Origin of the sequence: Streptomyces sp. NPDC001594, from assembly GCF_042893675.1 — a bacterium.
Lineage (GTDB): Bacteria > Actinomycetota > Actinomycetes > Streptomycetales > Streptomycetaceae > Streptomyces.
The window spans coordinates 439940-460497 of record NZ_JBIAVB010000001.1 but is presented as its reverse complement, the minus strand read 5'-3'; the positions used below and the strand labels follow the sequence as shown (position 1 = coordinate 460497).

The following is a 20558-nucleotide window of genomic DNA, read 5'->3' as shown; positions in this document are numbered from 1 at the left end:
TTACCCTCGCCGCTGTCGGTGTCGAGGTACCGATGACCGACATCCTGGTCCCCACCTGGCCGCTACGCCCCTACGCGGCGGCCCCGCCGCCCCCGGGCTGGCAGCCCGCCCGCCGCCTCACGCTCCTGATGCCCTTCCACCGCGAGACCGGGGCCACGTTCGCCCGCTCGGCGCGGGCGGTGGCCGCACTGGACTACCCGGCCGAACTGCTCCAGGTGCTCTGGCTCGTCGCCGACGGCCCCGAACACGCACCGGAGGCGGAGCGCGCCGAGGCCGCCCGGGCCGCCGCGGGCCGCCCCGACCTGGACTGGCGGATCCTGCGCCTGCCGAGCATGAGCCCCAAGGGCGCCGCCCTCAACCACGCCTTCCCGCACGCGGACGGCGAGGTCGTGGCCGTCGTCGACGCCGACGTCGTACCCGACCCCGGCCAACCCGCGGAAGCGGTGTGGGCCCTGGAACAGGGTTACGCGCTGGTCCAGGCCGAGGAGGTCGGAGAGCCCGGCCCGCGGCTGACCTCACGCGTGAAGACCGCAGAGGACACCGTGTGGCACGCCTCGGTGCGCGGACTGGCCCGGGCCGCCGGCGTCCACGTCGTCGCGGGCAGCTCCGTCTACGCGTGGAGCGCCACCTGGGACACGGTGCGCCCGATCCGCTCGGACGACGTCGAGGAGTCCTACCACTGGTCCCTGAAGCTGATGAGCGAGGGCGCCGCCACCGGCTTCCTGCGCCGGCCGTCGCGGGTCAGCTCGACCGACCGCACGGGCGCCGCCCTGCGCCAGCGCGCCCGCTGGGCCCGGGGGCAGCTGCGGGCCGTGGCGGTCGCCTGGCCCGAACTCTCCCCGCGCGGGCGCCTGCTGGGCGCCGTCACGGTGGTCAGCATGGCGGCCAGGGCCGCACTGCCGGCCCTCCTCGCCGCTGCGGTCGTCTCGCCCCGGGCGCGCAGGGCGGCGGCCGTCGTGGTGCTGGCCGACGCGGCCTGCGTCCTGGGCGCCCGGCGCAGTCCCGAGTACCGCGACCGGGTCGACGGCCTGGCCTGGGCCCTGGTCGTGCCCTGGCACCTCGTCGGAGCCCTGGCCGTCTACCGCGCCGGTTGGGAGCTGGCGCGCGGCGACCGGGGCTGGCACAGCGTCCGGGAGACGGCCGACGCCGGGCCGGACGCCGCGAACTCCGGGGAAAGGAAGCCGCGTTGAGCCCCACCACCGGGTGCGCGCCCGTGATCAGCGCCGCCGTCATGGCCCATCCCCGGCGCCTGGCGGAGGCCGCCCGGCTCGCCGAGGCGCTGCGGCCCTGGCAGGCCGTGGTCGCGGTCGACCCCGACCCGGACGGCCCGCCCACCACCTTGCGCACCGCCCGCGCGGCCTGGTCCCGGATCCGTCCCGGCGCCACCCACCACCTGGTGCTCCAGGACGACGTCGAGCCGTGCCGGGACTTCCTGCGGCGCGTGGAGGCGGCCGTCTCGGAGCATCCGGACACCCCGCTCGCCTTCTACGCCAACTGGAACTCGTGGAACGGCGCCGCGACCCGGGCCGCCGCCCTCCAGGGCGCCTCCTGGGTGCCCGCCGTGCCGGGGGAGTGGGTCCCCACCCTGGCGCTGCTGCTGCCCCGCCGTGACGTGACGGCGCTGCTGTCGGCGGTGCCCGAGGCGGGCGCCGAGCCCGAACCCGACGACGTGGTGCTGGCCCGCGAGCTGGCCGCCCGCGGACGCGGCGTGCTGATCTCGGTCCCGCACCTGGTGGAGCACGTCGGATCGGCCAGCATCATCGGCAACGACCGCTTCGGGCCCCGGCATTCGGCCTGCTTCGCCGACGACGTCACGGCCCCGGAGGCCGGACGGCCCGGCTCCGCCGGCACCCTGCCGCAGCCCCCGCCGGTGCTCGTCCACCGTCCGCACGGCCACGCCCACGTGGTCCTCACCGCCCCCGGCGGCGCGGACGGCGAGCCGCTGTTCCTCTCCCGCGAGGCCTACCTGCGCGGCACACCCGTCGCCGAGCGCGCCGGGAAGCGGTGGCAGGAGGCCCGGGCCGCACTGGCGGGCCTGCGCGTCCCGGACGCACTGATGTGGCTGTGCGAGGAGATCTGGCACGGCGGCCACCTTCTCGGCCTGCACACCCCGCCCACCGCACACCCGCCGTCCCCCGCCCTGGTCCGCGTCGCCCTGCGCAGCTGGATCCTCGGCGGCTCGGCCGGCGACCCCGACCACCGGCTGTGGATCGAACAGCGGGTGACACGCCTGACCGGCCTGGCCGAAGAGGCCTTCGCCGCCGGACGGGACGACCGGCGCACCCACGGGCCGGTACCCGACCTTCCGCGAGAGCGGCTGGCCGCACTGCCCGCCGCCCGGCACATCTGGCGCCATCCCCAACTCGCCCTGTCCACCTGAACCCACCGGGCCGACCCGAGCCCGCCGCCCCGGCCCCCGACGACCCCGACCCGCTCCCACCGCGCCGACCCGCGCCGACCCCGGACCGAGCCCCCGGCGGCATCCGCCTGCCCGGACGCGGCCCGCCCGACGCCGCATACCCCCACGGAACCACACAGCACGAACGCACGAAGGGTGTTGAATACCGATGGCCACGGCCTTTCCCGTAGACGAGAGCCCTGAATCCGAAGTCCCCCGCTGCGCGATCCGCGCGGAGGTCCCCGTTCCCATCGAGGCGAGCGGACGCACGCTCACCGCCCGCATGGTCACCTTCTCCGGACTGATCGACGGCCGCGAACACCTCGCCCTCGTCTTCGGCGACGAGATCGCCCCCGTCCCCCTGGTGCGCCTGCACTCGGAGTGCCTCACCGGCGACGTGTTCGGCTCCGCCCGCTGCGACTGCGGTCCCCAACTGCGCGAGGCCACCGACCGCCTGGCCGAAGGCGGCGTCCTGCTGTACCTGCGTCAGGAGGGGCGGGGCATCGGCCTCTACAACAAGCTGGACGCCTACGTGCTCCAGGACCAGGGGCTCGACACCTTCGAGGCGAACCGCCGGCTGAGCTTCGCCGACGACCTGCGGGACTACCGCGTCGCCGCGCAGATGCTCCGGGCGCTCGGTGTCCACGGCATCCGCCTGCTCAGCAACAACCCCGACAAGGCCGCCCAGTTGGCCGCCTCCGGCATCGAGGTGCACGACTCGGTGAGCACCGGGGTGTTCCTCGGCGCCGGCAACCGCCGCTACATCGAGGCCAAGGTCGCGCACGCCGGCCACCGCATCGTCCTGACCGGGGCGGCACCGGCGTGAACCGGCCGGCGCCCCAAGCACCCGCCGCGCCCGCGCGGTGGCGCCGCGCCCTGGGGGTTCCCGATCTGTCGGGCCAGGGCAGGATCGTGGCCGCCACGGCGCTGGACACCTTCGGCGCGGGCATGTTCACCCCGCTGTCCTTCCTGTTCTTCCTGATGACCACCGACCTGACGGTGGCCCAGGTCGGACTGGGGACCAGCGTGGCCACGCTGCTGTCCATCCCGCTGACCCCGATCGCGGGCATGGCCGTCGACCGGTGGGGCCCCCGGGTGTCGCTGATCTCCAACAACCTGCTCGCCGCCACGGGGTACCTCTGCTACCTCCTGGTCGACTCGCTGCCCGCCCTCGTGGCGAGCATGCTCGTGGTGCTGGGCGCGGACCGCATGTACTGGGCCGCCTGGCCGGCCTTCGTCGCCGACCTGGCCGAGGGCGCCGAGCTCGACCGGTGGTACGCCTTCACGGCGGCCGGCAAGAACGCCAGCGTGGCCGTCGGCGGGGTCGTGGGCGGACTGCTGCTGGCCGGCGGCTGGTCCGGCGCGGCGGTGCTGATCGTCGTCGTCAACGCCTCCACCAGCGTGGTCACCGCCCTGCTGTTCTGGAAGCCCGTACGCCCCGTCCGCCCTGCGGAGCAGGCCGGCCCGGCGCGGCCGGACGAGGAGCCCACGCCGGCTCCCGGAGCGGCGGCGGACGCCTCCCGGGCACCGGAGCCGGGCCCGGCCGCGGCCCGGTCCGGCTGGCGGGCCGTCTTCGCCGACCGGATCCTGCTCTGCGTCCTCGCCTCCCAGACCGCGCTCGCCTTCGGCTGGCTGATCCCGACCCTGATCCTCCCGGTCTACCTCGTCAAGGTGCGGGACCTGCCCGCCTGGCTGCCGTCCACCGCCCTCACCGTCAACGCCCTCCTCATCGTCGCCGCGCAGTCCACCCTCACGGCCCGGCTCGGCGCCGTCGCCCGCAGCCGGGTGATCTCCTGGGCGGCCGTGCTGATCCTGGCCGCCGTGGGGCTGCTCGCCCTGCTCCCGCTCACCGGCGGAGCGGTCTCGATCGCCCTCGTACTGGGCGCCGTGCTGCTGTTCACCTGCGGGCAGATGACCGCCACCCCGGCGGTCGTGGCGCTCTCCGCGACCCTCGCCCCGGCCGGGGCGCGCGGCCGCTTCCTGTCCCTGTTCAACCTCACCTGGACGGTGTCCGCGACGACCGGTCCCGCACTCGTCGGCGCGCTCGTCGAACGGCAGGCGGCCCTCCTGTGGGTGGTGCTCGCCTGCCTCGTGGCCCTGGGCGGCCTCGGCTACCGGTTCACCGGCGGCCTGGCCCCCCACCGGCTCGGCAGCCCGCGCGCCACCCCCGCCGACGCCTGACACACATCGAACGCACCCCTTTCCGCTTCCGCTTCCGCTTCCGCTTCCGCACTCCGTACGACATCCCGAGGGAGACACTCACGTGATCCGTCACTACGGCCCCATCAGCGGCGTCGCCGCCCACGGCACCCGGTACGTCGCCACCGCCGGCTACGACAACCAGCTGATCCTCTGGGACGCCGCCTCCAAGCAGGCCCTCGCCCGCGCCACCCACGACCACCTGAGCAACCAGACGGCGTTCAGCCCCGACGGCCGCCACCTGGTCAGCTCCTCCAGCGACTACTCGGCCCGCCTGTGGACGGTCCCCGACCTGCGGCTGGCCGCCGTGCTCGCCGACCACAAGGACGACGTCGAGATGTCCGTCTTCCACCCCACCAAGGAGCTCATCGCCACCGCCTCGCGCGACCACCACGTGCGCGTGTTCGACTTCACCGGCACGCTCCGGGCCACCTTCACCGGCCACACGGCGGACGTCATATCCGTGGAGTGGGTGGGCGGCACCGACGAGCTGGTCTCCTCCAGCGACGACGGCACCATCAAGCGCTGGTCCCTGGAGACCGGCGGCATGCTCGCCGAGATCGACCTCGACGGCGTGGAGACCGACACGGTCGCCATCACCCGCTCCGGCTCCATCTACGCGGGCAACGACGAGGGCGAGATCATCGTCATCGCCGACGGCACCACCGTCACCCACCCGGCCCACGAGGCGGGCATCAAGCGGCTCGTCTACAACGCCGGCCGGGAGCTGCTGGTCAGCCTCAGCTACGACCGCACCCTGCGCGTATGGGACACCTCCGGCGCGCTCGCCCCCGTGGCCACCTCCTCCCTCCCGCCCGAGGTCTGGCCGCGCTCCTGCGCCTTCCTCGACAGCGACACCCTGGCCTTCGCCACCTTCGGCTCCTCCTACGCCACCTACCGCATCGCGGCCGAGGAGTGGAACCTCGACGGCATCGAAGGCACCCCGTGCGTCAACGCCGTGCTCGTGGACGACGCGGGCCGCACCCTGACCATCGGCGACGCCGGAGTGCTGTGGGTGGACGGCGCCCCGCACGGCGAGACCGGCAGCCTGTGCAACTTCCTCACCCCCGTCGGCGGCCGCGTCGTCACCGGCGGCCAGATGGGCAAGGTCTTCGACGCCCTCACCGGCGAGGTCCTCCACCAGCACCGCTCGCCGCTCAACTGCGGCGCCGCCTTCGCACGCGACGGCGTCCCGCACGTGATCGTCGGCGCCTACACGGGCGAGGGCCTCGTCTTCTCCGTCTCCGACGACGGCACCCTCCGGCACGAGACGACCCTGCGGCTGCACGCCAACGCCGTCAAGGGCATCGCCGTGTCGGGCGACCGGATCTTCTCCGTCTGCGCCGACGGCAGCGCCACCTGGTTCTCGGTGGAGACCCTCACCGAAGTGCACCACCTCGACGGCGCCCACGACCGCATCGCCAACGGCTGCGCGGCCCTGCCCGACGGCGACTTCGCCAGCGTCAGCCGCGACTACAAGCTGCGGCTGTGGCGCGGCTTCGAACCCACCGTCGTCACCACCCCGCACGACCACTCGATCAAGTCCGTCGCCGCGACCCCCGACGGACGGTTCGTCGCCACCGGCTCCTACCACGGCCTGGTCGCCGTGTACGACGTGGCCCTCGGCACCTGGACCACCACGCGGCCGACCACCGCCGGCATCTCCTCCCTCACCTACGACACGCGGTCGGGCCGCTTCCTCGCCGGCTCCTACGACGGCCACGTCCACCCCGTCTCCCACTGACACCCCCCAAGAGAGGAACGACATGCCACGACGTCTGCGACACGCCGCGGCCCTCCTCGCCTGCCTCCTCCTGCTGAGCCCGGCGGCGGCGGCGAACGCCGCGGCCACCCCCGCCGAACCGGCTCGCGAACTCACCGTCTGGCTGATGTGGGGCTCCGTTCCACAGCCCGAACTGGAGCGGCTCACCGGCGAGTTCGAGCAGGCCCACCCGGGAGTCACCGTGAACGTGCGGATGCAGGGATGGCCGGGCATCGACGAACGGCTGGAAGCGGCCCTGAACTCCGACGAGGCCCCGGACGTCGTGGAGACCGGAACCACCACGACCCCGTACTTCGCCGCCAAGGGACTGCTGGAGGACCTCTCCGACCAGGCCGGCCGGCTCGGAGCGGCGGAATGGATCCCCTCCCTGCGCGAGTCGGGGAACTGGCAGGGCCGCCAGTACGGCGCGCCCCTGTACGCCGCCTCACGCGTGGTGATCTACCGCAAGGACCTCTTCGCGGACGCCGGCCTCACGCCCCCGCGCGACCAGCGGGAATGGCTGCGCACCACCCGGGCCCTCGCCCGGGCCCACCGCACCGAGCCCGGCTTCCAGCCCGTCTACCTCCCCGGCCAGAACTGGTACGTGCTCTCCGGATTCCTCCACGACCGCGGCGGCAGCATCGCACGGTACGACGGCACACGCTGGCGCGGCGGCCTGAGCACGCGGCCCGCCGCCGACGCCCTGGAGTACTACCGCGCCCTCCAGTCGTTCTCCCAGGCCCCCAAGGACCAGGACGAAGCCCACCCCTTCCAGTACGAGGTGCTCGCCAAGGGGCAGGTCGCCCAGATGGTCGGGCTGCCCTGGGAGCTCGCCGACGCCGAGCGCATCAACCCCGAACTGCGCGGCAAGCTCGGCATGTTCCCCGTCCCGGGCACCTCGGCGGACCGGCCCGGCGGCGTCTTCCTCGGCGGATCCCACCTGGCCGTCGCCGGGCGGGCCCGCCAGCCCGGCCTCGCGGCCGACTGGGTCGCCCTGCTGACCGGCCCCGCCGCCCAGCAGCGCCTGGCGACCGCGAACGGGGTCCTCCCCAACCGCCTCGCCCTCGCCCAGGCCATCGACGACCCCGGGGTCCAGGTCCAGGCACGGGCCGCCGCGAGTGGCCACACCACCCCCGTCGACCCGCGCTGGCCCACCGTCGAGGCCGCGCCCAACCCGCTCAAGACCCTGCTCACCGACGTACTGACGGGCGGCTCGCCCCGCGCGGCCGGCCGCCGTGCCGACACCGTGCTGGAAGAACGCCTCAACGCCGCCCGGGCCCCGTCCGCCACCCCGGCCCCGCAAGGCGCCCGCCCGTAACCCCCATCCGGCGGACCCGCACGGCGGTGGGGGGGGGGGCCGCCCCCCCCGGCCCCCCCCCCCACCCCCCCCCCCCCGCCCCCCCCGGGGGGGGGGGGCGGGCCCGCCCCCCCGGCCCCCCCCCCACCCCGCCACCCCTGCCCGCACGAACCCCTGCCCGCACCGCCCCCTCCGCACCTTCCTCCCTCCAAGGACCCCCATGCCCGACCAGCGCCACCGCGAACTGACCCGCCTCGCCAACTCCGTGCTCCAGCCGGGCTTCGTGGGCACCACCGCACCCGACTGGGTGCTCCGCAGGATCGCCGACGGACTGAACTCCGTCGTCCTGTTCGGCCGCAACATCCAGAACCCCGAACAACTCGCCGCCCTCACCACACAGTTGCGCGCCGAGAACCCGGACCTCGTCATCGCCGTCGACGAAGAGGCCGGCGACGTCACCCGGCTGGAGCGGCACACCGGATCCTCCCGCCCCGGCAACCTCGCCCTGGGCACCGTCGACGACCCCGACCTCACCTTCCAGGTCGCCCACGGCCTCGGACGCGAACTGCGCGCGGCCGGCGTCTCCCTGAACTACGCCCCGAGCGCCGACGTCAACTCCAACCCGCTCAACCCGGTCATCGGCGTCCGCTCCTTCGGCGCCCGCACCGAGACCGTGGCCCGCCACACCGCCGCCTGGATCCAGGGCCTCCAGTCCGCCGGAGTCGCCGCCTGCGCCAAGCACTTCCCCGGCCACGGCGACACCACCGTCGACTCCCACCACGGCCTGCCCCGCATCGACGCCGACGCCGAGACCATCGCACGCGTCGCCCTGCCCCCGTTCCGGGCGGCCGTCGAAGCGGGCGTGCGCAGCGTCATGACCGCCCACATGCTCATCCCGGCCTACGACGACACGCTCCCGGCCACCCTCAGCCCCCGGATCGTCGGCGGCCTCCTGCGCGGGGAACTCGGCTTCACCGGCCTGGTGATCACCGACGCCATCGAGATGGGCGCCGTCTCCGAGCTGTACGGGATCACCGGCGCGACCGTCAAGGCCGTCGCCGCCGGCGCGGACGCGGTGTGCGTCGGCGGCGAGAGCGCCGACGAGGCCACCACCGTCGCCCTCGCCGAAGCCCTCGCCCGCGCCGTGCGGGACGGCGAACTGCCGCAGGAACGGCTGGCCGAGGCCTCCGGGCGCGTCGCCGAGTTCGCCCGCTGGTCCAGCCGGCTCCCGCAGAGCGCACCGGAGCGCGCCACCGGCCCCGACACCGGCCTGGCGGCCGCCCGGCGGGCCGTGCGGGTGCACCACCGGCCGGACCTCCGCGGCGCCCTGCCGCTGAGGGGCGCACCCCATGTCGTGGAGCTCGCGCCCGCGACCCACCTCGCCATCGACGGCGGCACCCCCTGGGGCGTGGCCGACCCGCTGCGCGCCCTGCGCCCCGACACCACCTCCGTCCGCCTCGGGGAATCCGACCTGGCACACCAGGGCGCCCTCGACCGGGCGGCACTGGCCCCCGCCGAGGGACGCGCCCTGGTCGTCGTCGTGCGCGACGCGGCCCGGCACGCCTGGATGGAGCGGGCCCTGGACGGCCTGGTGCGCAGCCGCCCCGACGCGGTGGTCGTCGAGATGGGCGTCCCCTCCGAGGCCGCCCCGGCGGCCGTGCACCTGAACACCCACGGAGCCACCCGGGTCTGCGGCATCGCCGCGGCCGAGGTGCTGCTCGGCGCCGTCTGAACCCTTCCCCCGAGAAGCGACCGAACCACGACACGGGACTCCGGGGGAGCGGCCGTCGGCCCACCCCGGAACCGTGCGGAGCCTGGAGCACGGTATGCCGACCCCCGACACCCTCGAACACTCCGTCCCCGCCGAACGGCCCGGCCACCTCTACCGGGCCGCCTCGGAGCGCCCCTACTTCAGCGCGGACGGCGAGACCTACCTCTCGCCGGTCCGGCTGCGGGACCTGCGCAAGACCCGCCCGCTACGCGTCCTGTCCGAGCAGGACTTCGCCGCCTGGCAGAGCGACGGCTACGTCATCGTCAGGAACGCGATATCCGCCGACGCCGCCGGGCGTCTCCTGGACTTCGCCTGGGAGTTCCAGGGCCTGGACCCCGCCCGGCCTGAAGGCTGGTACGCGGAGCGGGAGTTCCGTTCCGAACTGGACCGCCACCTGCACATCTACGGATTCGTGGAGGCCTACCACCACCAGCTCATCTGGGACAGCCGCCAGACCCGCCGCGTCTACGACGCGTTCGTCGACGTCTGGGACTGCGAGGAGCTGTGGGTGACCCTCGACCGCCTCAACCTCAACCCGCCCAACGTGGGGAACCGCGACCGCGCCCTCATCGAACCGACCGACCGGGGCTTCGACATCGACCTCCACTGGGACGTGGACAGCACGCTCGGCGTGCCGCCCCAGCGGGTCCAGGGGATCATCGCGCTCACCGACACGCACCCGCTGACCGGAGGCTTCCAGTGCGCGCCGGAACTGTTCCGCCGGTTCGACCAGTGGCGGGCGGCCCAGCCCGCCGACCGCGATCCGATCAGGCCCGCGATCGACCGCGCCGAGTTCCCCGTGATCCGGCCCGAACTCGCCGCCGGCGACCTGCTGATCTTCAACGGGCACCTGGCCCACGGCGTCGCCCCCAACACCTCCGCCGACCGCGTCAGGGCCGTCCAGTACCTGTCCATGATGCCCGCGCTCGAGGAGCACACCCGGCTGCGCGCCTCCCGCGTCGAGTCCTGGCGGCGGCTGACCACGCCCGACTGGAACAAGACCCTGGTCGGCGACGCCACCCGGCACGAATCGCTGCGCTACGGCCGGGCCGCGCTGGACGACCTCGGCAGCAGGCTGCTGGGCCTGCGGTCCTGGGGCGACACCCCGGCGGTGCCGCGGTGAACAGGAGAGACGACATGGACAAGATCTGCCTGACCCTCCCCACGAACCGGGCCTGCGCCGGCACGATCGCGGCCCTGGGGCGCGAAGCCGCCTACGCCGCCCGCCACTTCGGGGTCGAGGTCCACCTGCTGGTCCTCGACTCCGCCGACCGGCCCTCGTTCGCCCAGCACGCCCGGGCCGTCCACGCGGCCGGAAGCGCACCGGGCGTCGTCGCACACCACCTGGACGAGGACGGGCAACGGGCCTTCCTGCGCGCGGTGATCGACCGGGCCGGCCCCGCCGAGCCCGGGCGGACCCTCGACCTCATGCTGCCGTCCGCGGTCTCCTACGGCGCCTGCACCAACCGCGCGTTCCTCATCGCCGCGGCGCTCGGCTGCCGTTCGGTGCACCGCCGGGACTCCGACAGCCGCTACCAGGAGCTGGACGGGGAGCCCGTCTTCCCCATCGCCCACGAACTGGCCTTCCTGGGACGGAAGGCGGCCGAGGTGACCGCCTCCGTCTCCGAGGTGACGGCGGACCCGCTCGTGGCGGGGCACGCCGGCACGCCGGTGGCCATGGTCGGGGCCTCCTTCGTGGGCGTGCCGTCCGTCGACCTCACCGACCTCCAGCTGCGGGCCCCGGACGTGCACCGCGAGGTCGTCGGACTGTGGGCGCCCGCCGCCTGGTCCGAACAGGAACGGGACCGGCTGGTGGAGGAGTCGTTCAAGGGCGCCGGCACCGAACCGTTCACCCGCGACCACACGGTGCTCGGGCCCGTCGACCCGATGCGGGTCGACATGTGCAACATCGCCTTCCACCACGAGGTCCACGAGCGGGTCCCGCTGCCCCCGGCCACCGACACCATCGGCAGCGACTACTTCCTCTTCCACCTGCTCTACCACGCCGGCCTGCCCGGCGTCCTGCACAACCGGCACATCGTCAACTTCCACACCGACGAGCGCAAGACCGGGGCGGGCTTCACGGCCTACCAGACCCGGTACGCCAAGTTCCTGCTGTCCATGCTCCACTTCCGCTTCCTCCACGCACGCATGGCGAAGGAGGGCGCCTCCCTCCTGGACGACGGCGGACGGCTGCGCACGGAGGCGGTGTCCGAGCTGGTCCGGGAGAGCACCGCCCTCGACGACACGGAGAACGTCCACCGCCTGGAGACCCTCACCCGCTCCTACCGCACCCTGGGCGGCGCCTACGCGCAGACGGCCGAGCACCTGCGCCGCCAGGCCCCGCAGCTCCTGGCGCGGGCGCGCACCGACATGGAGGACTTCGCCCGCCTCGTCGACGACTGGCCCGCCCTGGTCGACGCCGCCCGCACCACACCGCTCCACGGGACGGAGCGGCGATGACGGCGGACCCCGAGACCGGCACGGGCACCGGCATCCGGATACGGGGCATCTCCGCCGCCGACTGGGACGCCGTCGCCGCCCTGGAGGCGGCGGTGTACGGGCCCCTGGGACTCTCCGAAGGGCGGGCCGCCCTCGAATCGAGGGGCAAGGCCTCGCCGTCCACCTGCTTCGCCCTCCACCACGCACGCGGCCTGGCCGGGTACCTCCTCGCCTTCCCCTACCCCGCCAACCGCTGCCCGGACCTCCTGCGGCCCGAACGCACCGCCCACCGCTCGCACAACCTGCACCTGCACGACATCGTCGTCGCCGAGGAACTCCGCGGCAGGGGACACGGCCGGACCCTCCTGAACCACCTCTCGGGCGCCGCGCGCTCGGCGGGATACCGGAGCGTCTCCCTGGTCGCCGTCTCCGGCATGGACACCTTCTGGGCCGCCCTCGGCTACCGCGCCCAGGACGGGGTCACACCACCACCGCACTACGGCGGCAGCGCCGTCTACATGTCCAAGACGATCCGGGAAGGCCGGCCCCACGGTGCGAAGAATCCGAGAGCCCCGCATGACAGCCACCGCTGACCCCATCCCCTTCCACCGCGCCCAGCTCGGCATCGCGGCGGTGTTCGCCCTCCTCGGCTTCCAGTACGCCACCTGGGCCTCCAGGCTGCCCGCCCTCGCCGCGCGCCTGGACCTGTCCGAGGCGCGCCTCGGCCTGCTGCTCATGGCCTGCGGTGCGAGCGCGGCGGCCTCCTTCCCGCTCGTGACCGCCCTGATGGCACGGCTCGGCTCCCGGCGCCTGGTGCTCCTGTCGGCCACCGTCCTGGCGCTGCTCCTGCCCGCCCTGGCGCTGGCCCCGAACTATCCGGCCGCCCTGGTGGTCCTGTGCGGCGACGGCGTCGCGGTGGGCTGTCTCAACGTCGCCATGAACGCGCAGGGAGCCGCCCTGGAGGAGGCCCACGGCCGCACGGCCATGGCACGGCTGCACGCCGCGTTCAGCGGCGGCGGCCTCGGCGCGGCGCTCCTCGCCTCCGCCGTCACCGCCTTCACCTCCGACCTGTCGGTCCACTTCGCACTGGCCTGCCTGCTCCTGCTGGCGGTACTGGCCTGGGCCCGGCCCCGGCTGCTGCCGGCCGCGTCCCGAGGCGAGGGGGAGAAGAGCGGCAGGTCCCGGGCCGCGTTCTCCGCCGCCGCCCTGTGGATGGGAGCGGCGATGGCCTTCGCCACCGTGACCGAGGGCGCCATGAACGACTGGTCGGCGCTCTACCTGGACACGGTGGCCGGGGCCTCCGAGCAGGTCGCGCCGCTGGGCATCGCCGTCGTCTCCGTGACGATGGTGACCGCCCGCCTCTTCGCGGACGGCCTGCGCAGCCGCTGGGGCGACGGCCGCGTCGTCCGGGCCGGCAGCGCCCTCGCGGGCACCGGCCTGGCGCTCGCGCTGCCGGCGGGCGGCGTCGTGCCCACCCTGCTCGGCTTCGCCTGCGTCGGCCTCGGGGCGGCCGCGGTGACCCCGTGCGTGTACGTGGCCGCCGCCCGCAAGGGTCCGGACGCCCTCGCCCTGGTCGCCGCGATGGGAACCACCGGCCTGCTGGCCGGCCCGGCCCTGATCGGCTTCATCGCGAGCGCCGGCAACCTGGTCTGGGGCATGGCGGCGGTCGCCGCCTCGGCCCTCCTGGTCACCCTGTGCGCCACCCGCATCAGCTGGCCCGGTCGCGCCACCGGCACCAGTCCCGCTGATGCGCGGTGAAGCAGAAGGCGTTGGACGTGATCGCGGCCGTCGCACCAGGATGGCCGCATGACCGTTTCCTCTGCTCTCGCCTCCTTCGCCGTGGTGGCGGGGATGCTGACCATCATGCCGGGACTGGACACCGCCCTGGTGCTGCGCTCCGCCATCACCCAGGGCCGGCGCCGAGCCTTCGCGACGGCCCTGGGGATCCTGTGCGGGGTGCTCGTGTGGGGCATGGCCGCCGCGGTCGGCGCCTCGGCGGTGCTCACGGCGTCCCACCTCCTCTACGACGCGCTGCGCGTGGCCGGCGCCGCATACCTGGCCTGGCTGGGCATCGGCATGCTCCGCCGCACCCTCGCGGAGCGCCGCCGCCCCGCGTCGCAGGACGCGCCGGAGGCGGACGGCCCGCCGGCCGCGGAGGAGACCTGGGCCCGGTCCTGGGCGCGCGGCCTGGGCACCAGCCTGCTCAACCCCAAGAACGGCGTCTTCTACATGGCGATGCTGCCCCAGTTCATCCCCGCCGGAGCCCCGCACCTCCTCATGGGGGTCGTCCTGGCGGCCGTCCACGACCTTGAGGGACTCGTCTGGTTCAGCGCGCTGATCTTCGGCACCCAACTGGTCCGCCGCCGGCTGGACCGCGCCCCGGTCCGCCGCGCCATCGACGCCGTCACCGGCACGGTACTCGTCGGCTTCGGCATCAAACTGGCCCTCGCGGACAACTGACGGCTCGTACCACGGCCCTCCGTGCACGGCGCCGGGGCCGGGTGCGGCTACAGTTCGGGCGGGCCGGTGCGGCCCGCTCGTCGCCGGGGGTCTCTCACGTGTCCACGCACCACTTCTCCGTCCTGCCGGCGGCCGCCCGCCGCCTCCGGTGCTCCGTGGCCCGGGTCGGGTCCTGCACCGTCGACAGGGCGGGGCCATGGCCGCAGCCGCGGCCCCGATACGCCGAAGCGGGGCGGGGACGGTGACCCCGGGGCCTCAGCCCCAGGACCCCTACGCGGTGTACGAGGCCACCAGGGGCGCCGGCCCGGTGCGGTTGCTCCCCGCCGGCTCCGCAGGGCGCCCGGCCTACCTGGTCACCGGCTACGCGGAGGCCCGGGAGGCCCTCGGTGACCCCCGGCTCTCCAAGGACACGGGGGCCTTCTTCGCGGGCAAGGAGTCCCGGCGCCGCCTGCACCCGGCCGTGGCCCGCTCCATGCTGGCCACCGACCCGCCCGGGCACACCCGGCTGCGCAAGCTGGTCACGGGGGCCTTCACCACCGGGGCCGTCAGGGAGCTGCGTCCCTTCATCGCCCGGATCACCGACGAACTCCTGGCACGGTGGAACCCCGGCGAACCGTTCGACTTCGTGGCCGGTCTGGCCGTGCCGCTGCCGGTCATCGTGATCTGCGAGCTCCTCGGCGTACCGCAGGCCGACCGCTCCGCGGTCCGGAGCTGGTCGGCGGGGCTGTTCGGCGACGGAGAGCCCGAGGCCGCCGACGAGGCCTCGCACGCGCTGGCCGGCTACATGACGGACCTCATCGCCGCCAGACGCCGGGCCCCCGGCGGCTCGCTCCTGGACCGGCTGATCGCGGCCCGCGACGGGCAGGACCGGCTGAGCGAGGAGGAACTGGTCTCCCTGGCCGTGCTGCTGCTCGTGGCCGGGCACGAGACCACCGCCAACGCCCTCGGCAACGCCCTCCTGGCCCTGCTGCGGAACCCGGCCGCGCTGGCCCGCCTCCGGGAGGACCCGGACGGGATCCCCGCCGCCCTGGACGAACTGCTGCGCTTCGACTCCCCGGTGAGCACCGCCACCTTCCGCTTCACCACGCGGCCCGTCACCCTCGGCGGCACCGCGATCCCGGCGGGGGTCCCGGTCCTGGTCGCGCTGGGGGCGGCCAACCGCGACCCGGCCCGGTTCCCGACGCCGGACCGCCTGGACCCGGACCGGGACGCGGCGGCCCATCTCGCCTTCGGCCACGGCATCCACCGCTGTGTCGGCGCCCCCCTGGCCCTGGCGGAGGCCGAGATCGCCCTGCGCGCGGTGCTGACCCGCTTCCCCGGGGTCCGCCTCGCGGTACCGGCCGAAGAGCTGCGGTGGCGGCGCACCCGTCTCGTGCGCGGCCTGGCCTCGCTCCCGGTCCTGGCCGGGTAGGCCCGGCGGCACCGGACACGGGCGCCCTGTACCTCCGCATCCGCGTTCGGTTAGGCTTACCTTCCTTACGAAGCGAAGTGAAGCGAAGTGGAACGGGAGCCGGGATGAGGCGTCGTGGATAGGATCGCGCTCACGGCCGGGGCCCTGTACGCCATCGTCCTGCTCCGTGCCGGAGGGACCTTCGCCGTCGGATGGCTCGCCGGCGCCGGGGTCCGCCGCGGCAGGTTCGCCGCCCGGACCTCCTCGGCGAGGTTCCGGCGCGCCGAGCGGGCGATCCAGCGGTGGGGCGCGCCCGTGGTGGCCGTCTCCTTCCTGACCGTCGGCTTCCAGACCGCCGCCAACTTCCTCGCCGGCAGCATGCGCATGCCGCTGCCGCGCTACCTGCCCGCCCTGTTCGTCGGCGGAGCGGCCTGGGCGCTGATCTACGCGACCGCGGGGATCGGCGTGCTCGAAGTGCTGGGCAGGCTCTTCGCCGAACGGACGGCCCTCGGGGTGTCCGGTGTGGCCGTCCTCCTCCTCGCGCTCTGCGCGGCGGTGCTGTACCGCAGGAGGAGGGCGGCGGCGCTGCCCTCCGTGGGCGGCGTGACCGACGAGTCCTGAACCCGCCCCAGCGGGAAGGGCGGCGCGTGGGCCGGTGATACGTTTTCGATCATCAGCCCGCACCCGATCAGGAGCAGCGCCTACCGGCGGACAACTGGTGGGCCTGGGAGGAGGCGGGCAAGCGGCTGCGGGAACGGCTTCGACGAGCTGTACGCCTCCGACTTCCGGCTCCTGGCCGACTGGGGGTTCGGCGAGTACCGGATGTCGCTCGACTGGGCCCGGATCGAGCCGTCGCCCGGCCGGCGCGACCAGGGGGCGGTCGAGCACTACCGGGAGATCCTGCGGGCGGGCCGCCGGGCGGGCCTGTCGATGTGCGCGTGCCTCCTGCACGCCGCCCTGCCCGCGTGGTTCGCCGCCGACGGCGGCTTCCTGGCCCCGGCGGCCGCCGCCACCTGGGCCCGGCACGTCGACTTCGCCGCCGAGTCCTTCGGTGACCTCGTCGACGGCTGGATGCCGGTCAACAACCCGGCCGGCTACGCCGAGAAGGCCTACCTGCGCGGCACGTTCCCGCCCGGGCACGCCTCCCAGGAGGAGTTCCTCACCGTCCTGCGGGCCGTCCACGAGGCGGAGTTCGAGGCCGCGCTGCGGCTGCGCCAGACCGGGAGGCCCACCTCCCCCAACGAGGCGCTGGTCTCCCTGCACCCGGCGGACGCGAGCGCCGAAGCCGCCGGGGCCACCGCCCTCATCGACGCCGTCCTCCGGGGCACCTGGCTCAACCTGGCCAGGACCCCTCGCTACGAGGACGTCTTCGACCAGTACGGCTTCAGCTACTACTTCGCCTGCCCCACCCCGCCGGACACCGTGTGGGCCCGCAGGGATACGCCCCGTGGGCCCCGGGCCTGGGCGAGGTCCTCGCCCGGCTCCACGCCGAGCTGCCCGGCAGGAAGTTCCTCGTCGCCGAGATCGGCCTCGGCGGCGAGGACGACGCCCGGCGCACCGCCTACCTGTCCGACGCCCTGGAAGAGGTCCGCCGGGCCCTCGCGGGCGGGATGGACATCACCGGCGTGCACCTGTGGACCGGCGTGGACAACTACGAACGGCTGGACGGCCACACCGTCCCCTTCGGCCTGTTCGACCGCGACCGGACACCGAAGCCGAGCGCCCACCTCGTCCGTTCCTTCCTCCGCGGCTGAGACCGGGCGCGCGGGAATCCGGTTGGCGGCCGGTGGGGCCCCCTGCTACCTTTCCGGAAGCCGTGCAGGAGAACGAGGAGGTGGTACCCGTGAACGCAGTATCGACATGGGTGCTCCCCTCCGGGGTCACGGTCGGGCGATAGGTCGTCCGGGAGCGCCGCCCCACGCGCACTCCCGAAAGGCACGACCGTGCACTTCACTTCCGAACAGCACCTCGACGACGACGTACTCGAGCGCGAGTTCACCCTCGACGGTATCCCCGGCATCCTCTGGACGCCCGCATCCGCCTCCGCAACCGCCCCGGTACCGCTGATCCTGCTCGGCCACCCGGCGCTGGGTCTGGCGAAGATGTACCCGCGGCTGGCGGCCCGGGCCCGGCACGCCGCGGCGGACGGCTTCGCCGCGGCCGCCGTCGAGCTCCCCGGAAGCGGCGACCGCCCGCGCTGGGATGCCCTCGAACAGGCCCGCGCCGACCTGCGCCGGGCCGTTCAGGCAGGGGAACCCGTCGGCGAGGAGATCGTCGACGCCCTCGTCCTCCCCCTCGTCGACCGGGCGGTCCCCGAGCTGCGGGCCGCCCTGGACGCCCTCCTGGAACTGCCGGAGATCGACGGCCCGGTCGGCTACTCGGGCGGAGTGATCTCCATCGGCATCCGCCTCGCGGTGGTCGAGCCGCGCATCAGGGCCGCCGGGCTCTTCGCCGGCAGCTTCGTGCCCCGCGCCATGGTCGAGGAGGCCCGCCGGGTGACCGTTCCCCTGCACGTCCTGCTGCAGTGGGACGACGAGGGCAACGACCGGCAGGCGGCCCTCGACCTGTTCGACGCCTTCGGCTCCGAGGAGAAGACCCTCTGCGCCAACATGGGCGGGCACACCGGCGTCCCCCGGTCCGCGGGGGAGGACGCGGCCCGGTTCTTCACCCGGCACCTGAAGTGACGACGGGCCGTCAGGCCCCCGCCGGGAAACGGTGAACCGGGGGGCCGATGTCCCCTGCGTCCCGCGGGCCCCTGCCGACCCGGCAGGGGCCCGCGCGGCCGCCCGAACCCGGGGCTGTTCCTGGCCTGTTCACGACCACCCCCGGCCTGATCTAATGCATCGACCGTTCGCCGTCCGGCCCACGAAAGGCAGCCCGGCCGATGCTTCCCACCCCGCTCCACCTCGTCAACGAGGGCCTGGCCTTCCTCATGGAGCCGGCCGGGCCGGCCCTGCTGGCCTGGTGGGGGTGGTCCGCCGGCCAGAACACGGTGCTGCGGATCCTGCTGTCCGTCGGCGCGCCCGCGCTCGCGGCCACCGTCTGGGGCCTGTTCGCCGCCCCCAAGGCCACCTTCACCGTCCCGCTCGCGGCCGTGCTCCTGGTGAAGGCCCTCTTCTTCGGCTCGGCCACGGCCGCCCTGTACTCCCTCGGCCGCACCCGGCCCGCCCTCGTCTTCGCCGCCGTCGCCGTGGTCAACACGGCCCTCGCGGAACTGGACCGCCACCACCGCCGCTGACCGCGAACGGCTACTGGGCCAGGTAGCCGCCGTCGACGGGGAGGACGGCGCCGGTGATGAACGAGGCGGCGTCGGAGGCGAGGAAGGCGATCGCGCGGGCCACTTCCTCGGGCTCGCCGAGCCGACCGACCGGGTGGAGGCCCGTGACGCGGTCGAGATACTCGGAGCCGCCGGGCTCGTCGGCGAGGCGCCGGACGCGTTCGGTGCGGATGGTTCCGGGGGCGACCGCGTTCACCCTGATGCCGCGCGCGGCCCACTCCACCGCGAGGTGCTTCGTGAGCCCGGAGGCGACGAACTTGGCCGGTCCGTAGGCGGCTTGGCGGGCCTGGCCGGCCACGCCGGAGATCGAGGAGACGCACACCACCGACCCGCCCGTCTCCTGCTCGGCCATCCGGGCGACGGCGTACTTGCAGGAGAGGAACATCCCGCGGCCGTCGACGGCCATCACCCGGTCCCAGTCCTCGGCGCTGGTCTCCAGCAGGTCCGACAGCGGCAGGATCCCGGCGTTCGCGACCAGCACGTCCAGCCCGCCTCCCGCCGTCACCGCCGCGCCCGTCATCCGCTCGGCGTCCTCGGGCCGGGACACGTCCCCGGTCACCACGGTCACCCCGTACACGTCACCCCGGTCGGCGCAGTCGCGGCGCAGCGCCGTCAGCCCCGCCGTGTCCAGGTCGGCGGCGGTGACCCGGGCGCCGAGCCGGGAGAAGAGGGCCGCGGTGGCCCGTCCGATGCCGCTGGCCGCGCCCGTCACCAGGCACGACCTGCCGGTCAGGTCGACCAGTCCGCCAGCCTGCACGGCGCACCGCCTCCGCTCGCCCGGGCCGGACCCCTCCCGGCCATCGGCCTCCCCAACGAGCGCCGGACGGCCGCGGTTACGCCCGGCCGCGGTTACGCCTGTCCGCGGTTGCTCCTGTCCGGGGTTACGCCCGGCCCGTCGCGGCCGGTTCCGGAGCGAGGGCCAGGAAGTCCTCGTGGGTGCGGACCCGGACCCCGGGCCGGTCCTCGGCCAGCGCGGCGATCATCGCCGCCGCCAGCCGCCCTGCGGGCACCGGCCGGTAGGGGCGGGCCGGCCCGGCCAGCAGCGGGGCCAGCGCCGTCGCCGCCGAGCTGGCGAGACCCTCGCCGAAACGGTGCGCGGGGCGGCGGCCGAGGATGAAGGAGGGCCGGAAGAACTCGGTCTGCCGGAAGCCCAGGGCCGTCACCTCCGCCTCCATGTCCCCCTTGACCCGCAGGTAGAAGGCCCGGGAACCGGATCCGGCGCCGACCGAGGAGACCACCGCGATCCGCTCTGCGCCCGCCTCCCGCGCCAGCGCGGCCACCCGCACCGTGTGGTGCTGGTCCACCTCGCGGAAGGCCTCCTGCGAGCCCGCCTGCCGGATGGTGGTGCCCAGCGCCCCGTAGACGTCGGCCCCTGCGGGCACGTCCTCGGCGCCGAGCGAGGCGAAGTCCACCACCCGGGCGTCCAGCCGCGGGTGTTCGAGGCCGAGCGGGCGGCGGGCCAGCACGGTGACGCGCTCGTGGCGCGGATCGCGCAGCAGGCGCGCCAGCAGTTGTCCGCCGACCAGTCCGGTGGCTCCGACCAGGAGCGCGCTGCGGGTCAC

At 74.7% G+C, this 20558-nt stretch carries 19 protein-coding genes and 1 pseudogene; 18 read left to right on the top strand and 2 right to left on the bottom strand.

All coding sequences use genetic code 11. From position 1 onward, the window contains the following. Positions 1-32 precede the first annotated feature (32 nt). The 18 genes and pseudogenes from ACFY0O_RS02360 (at position 33) to ACFY0O_RS02275 (ending at position 18957) form a co-directional block, all read left to right on the top strand. Positions 33-1190, top strand: a complete 1158-nt coding sequence (locus tag ACFY0O_RS02360) for a glycosyltransferase family 2 protein (protein WP_388941719.1) — start codon at positions 33-35, stop codon at positions 1188-1190. Next, positions 1187-2380 (top strand): hypothetical protein, encoded by a 1194-nt coding sequence (locus tag ACFY0O_RS02355; RefSeq protein WP_388941716.1) that lies wholly within the window; start codon positions 1187-1189, stop codon positions 2378-2380. Before ACFY0O_RS02360 ends, ACFY0O_RS02355 begins: the two co-directional genes overlap by 4 nt. A 187-nt stretch (positions 2381-2567) precedes the next feature. After that, positions 2568-3224: a GTP cyclohydrolase II gene (gene ribA, locus ACFY0O_RS02350; RefSeq protein WP_388941713.1), complete on the top strand. Its 657-nt coding sequence runs from the start codon at positions 2568-2570 to the stop codon at positions 3222-3224. Positions 3225-3310: 86 nt separating this feature from the next. After that, positions 3311-4579, top strand: a complete 1269-nt coding sequence (locus ACFY0O_RS02345) for an MFS transporter (protein ID WP_388941710.1) — start codon at positions 3311-3313, stop codon at positions 4577-4579. An 82-nt stretch (positions 4580-4661) separates the two neighbouring features. Next, positions 4662-6341 carry a WD40 repeat domain-containing protein gene (locus tag ACFY0O_RS02340; RefSeq protein ID WP_388941707.1) on the top strand — a complete coding sequence of 560 codons (1680 nt, stop codon included), beginning with the start codon at positions 4662-4664 and terminating at the stop codon, positions 6339-6341. 22 nt (positions 6342-6363) lie between these two features. Then, positions 6364-7677, top strand: coding sequence for an extracellular solute-binding protein (locus ACFY0O_RS02335; protein ID WP_388941705.1), 1314 nt, complete (start codon positions 6364-6366; stop codon positions 7675-7677). Between the two features lie 199 nt (positions 7678-7876). Continuing rightward, positions 7877-9388, top strand: a complete 1512-nt coding sequence (locus ACFY0O_RS02330) for a glycoside hydrolase family 3 protein (RefSeq protein WP_388941702.1) — start codon at positions 7877-7879, stop codon at positions 9386-9388. Between the two features lie 94 nt (positions 9389-9482). After that, on the top strand, positions 9483-10550 hold the full coding sequence (locus ACFY0O_RS02325) for a phytanoyl-CoA dioxygenase family protein (RefSeq protein WP_388941699.1): 1068 nt from the start codon (positions 9483-9485) through the stop codon (positions 10548-10550). A gap of 14 nt (positions 10551-10564) precedes the next feature. After that, the gene (locus ACFY0O_RS02320; RefSeq protein WP_388941696.1) at positions 10565-11890 is read left to right on the top strand and encodes a DUF6271 family protein; all 1326 of its coding nucleotides are present in this window, start codon (positions 10565-10567) and stop codon (positions 11888-11890) included. Then, positions 11887-12462, top strand: a complete 576-nt coding sequence (locus ACFY0O_RS02315) for a GNAT family N-acetyltransferase (RefSeq protein WP_388941693.1) — start codon at positions 11887-11889, stop codon at positions 12460-12462. Before ACFY0O_RS02320 ends, ACFY0O_RS02315 begins: the two co-directional genes overlap by 4 nt. Further along, a complete protein-coding gene (locus tag ACFY0O_RS02310) occupies positions 12446-13627 on the top strand; it encodes an MFS transporter (protein ID WP_388941690.1) in 1182 nt (393 codons plus the stop codon). The genes ACFY0O_RS02315 and ACFY0O_RS02310 overlap by 17 nt, the downstream gene beginning before the upstream one ends. Positions 13628-13675: 48 nt before the next feature. Beyond that, positions 13676-14329, top strand: a complete 654-nt coding sequence (locus tag ACFY0O_RS02305; protein ID WP_388941687.1) for a LysE family translocator — start codon at positions 13676-13678, stop codon at positions 14327-14329. 241 nt (positions 14330-14570) lie between these two features. After that, complete coding sequence (locus tag ACFY0O_RS02300; RefSeq protein ID WP_388941685.1) at positions 14571-15740, top strand: cytochrome P450; 1170 nt, start codon at positions 14571-14573, stop codon at positions 15738-15740. A gap of 114 nt (positions 15741-15854) precedes the next feature. Beyond that, positions 15855-16340 (top strand): DedA family protein, encoded by a 486-nt coding sequence (locus tag ACFY0O_RS02295; protein WP_388941682.1) that lies wholly within the window; start codon positions 15855-15857, stop codon positions 16338-16340. 48 nt (positions 16341-16388) lie between these two features. After that, positions 16389-17024: pseudogene (locus ACFY0O_RS02290) on the top strand (family 1 glycosylhydrolase); the annotation flags it as partial. Positions 17025-17143: 119 nt separating this feature from the next. Next, the gene (locus ACFY0O_RS02285) at positions 17144-17473 is read left to right on the top strand and encodes a family 1 glycosylhydrolase (protein ID WP_388941679.1); all 330 of its coding nucleotides are present in this window, start codon (positions 17144-17146) and stop codon (positions 17471-17473) included. A gap of 189 nt (positions 17474-17662) precedes the next feature. Then, positions 17663-18403, top strand: coding sequence for an alpha/beta hydrolase (locus tag ACFY0O_RS02280; RefSeq protein WP_388941677.1), 741 nt, complete (start codon positions 17663-17665; stop codon positions 18401-18403). A gap of 200 nt (positions 18404-18603) precedes the next feature. After that, positions 18604-18957 carry a YrdB family protein gene (locus tag ACFY0O_RS02275; RefSeq protein WP_388941674.1) on the top strand — a complete coding sequence of 118 codons (354 nt, stop codon included), beginning with the start codon at positions 18604-18606 and terminating at the stop codon, positions 18955-18957. A gap of 10 nt (positions 18958-18967) precedes the next feature. Here the strand turns inward: ACFY0O_RS02275 and ACFY0O_RS02270 are convergent, their stop codons facing one another. Beyond that, a complete protein-coding gene (locus ACFY0O_RS02270; protein ID WP_358895295.1) occupies positions 18968-19753 on the bottom strand; it encodes an SDR family NAD(P)-dependent oxidoreductase in 786 nt (261 codons plus the stop codon). A gap of 124 nt (positions 19754-19877) precedes the next feature. Continuing rightward, a complete protein-coding gene (locus tag ACFY0O_RS02265) occupies positions 19878-20558 on the bottom strand; it encodes an NAD(P)H-binding protein (RefSeq protein ID WP_388941671.1) in 681 nt (226 codons plus the stop codon).

Coding starts and splice junctions, on each gene's coding strand:
- ACFY0O_RS02320 (WP_388941696.1), top strand. CDS start 10,565: ATGGACAAGATCTGCCTGACCCTCCCCACGAACCGGGCCTGCGCCGGC.
- ribA (WP_388941713.1), top strand. CDS start 2,568: ATGGCCACGGCCTTTCCCGTAGACGAGAGCCCTGAATCCGAAGTCCCC.
- ACFY0O_RS02325 (WP_388941699.1), top strand. CDS start 9,483: ATGCCGACCCCCGACACCCTCGAACACTCCGTCCCCGCCGAACGGCCC.
- ACFY0O_RS02330 (WP_388941702.1), top strand. CDS start 7,877: ATGCCCGACCAGCGCCACCGCGAACTGACCCGCCTCGCCAACTCCGTG.
- ACFY0O_RS02335 (WP_388941705.1), top strand. CDS start 6,364: ATGCCACGACGTCTGCGACACGCCGCGGCCCTCCTCGCCTGCCTCCTC.
- ACFY0O_RS02315 (WP_388941693.1), top strand. CDS start 11,887: ATGACGGCGGACCCCGAGACCGGCACGGGCACCGGCATCCGGATACGG.
- ACFY0O_RS02360 (WP_388941719.1), top strand. CDS start 33: ATGACCGACATCCTGGTCCCCACCTGGCCGCTACGCCCCTACGCGGCG.
- ACFY0O_RS02305 (WP_388941687.1), top strand. CDS start 13,676: ATGACCGTTTCCTCTGCTCTCGCCTCCTTCGCCGTGGTGGCGGGGATG.
- ACFY0O_RS02275 (WP_388941674.1), top strand. CDS start 18,604: ATGCTTCCCACCCCGCTCCACCTCGTCAACGAGGGCCTGGCCTTCCTC.
- ACFY0O_RS02310 (WP_388941690.1), top strand. CDS start 12,446: ATGACAGCCACCGCTGACCCCATCCCCTTCCACCGCGCCCAGCTCGGC.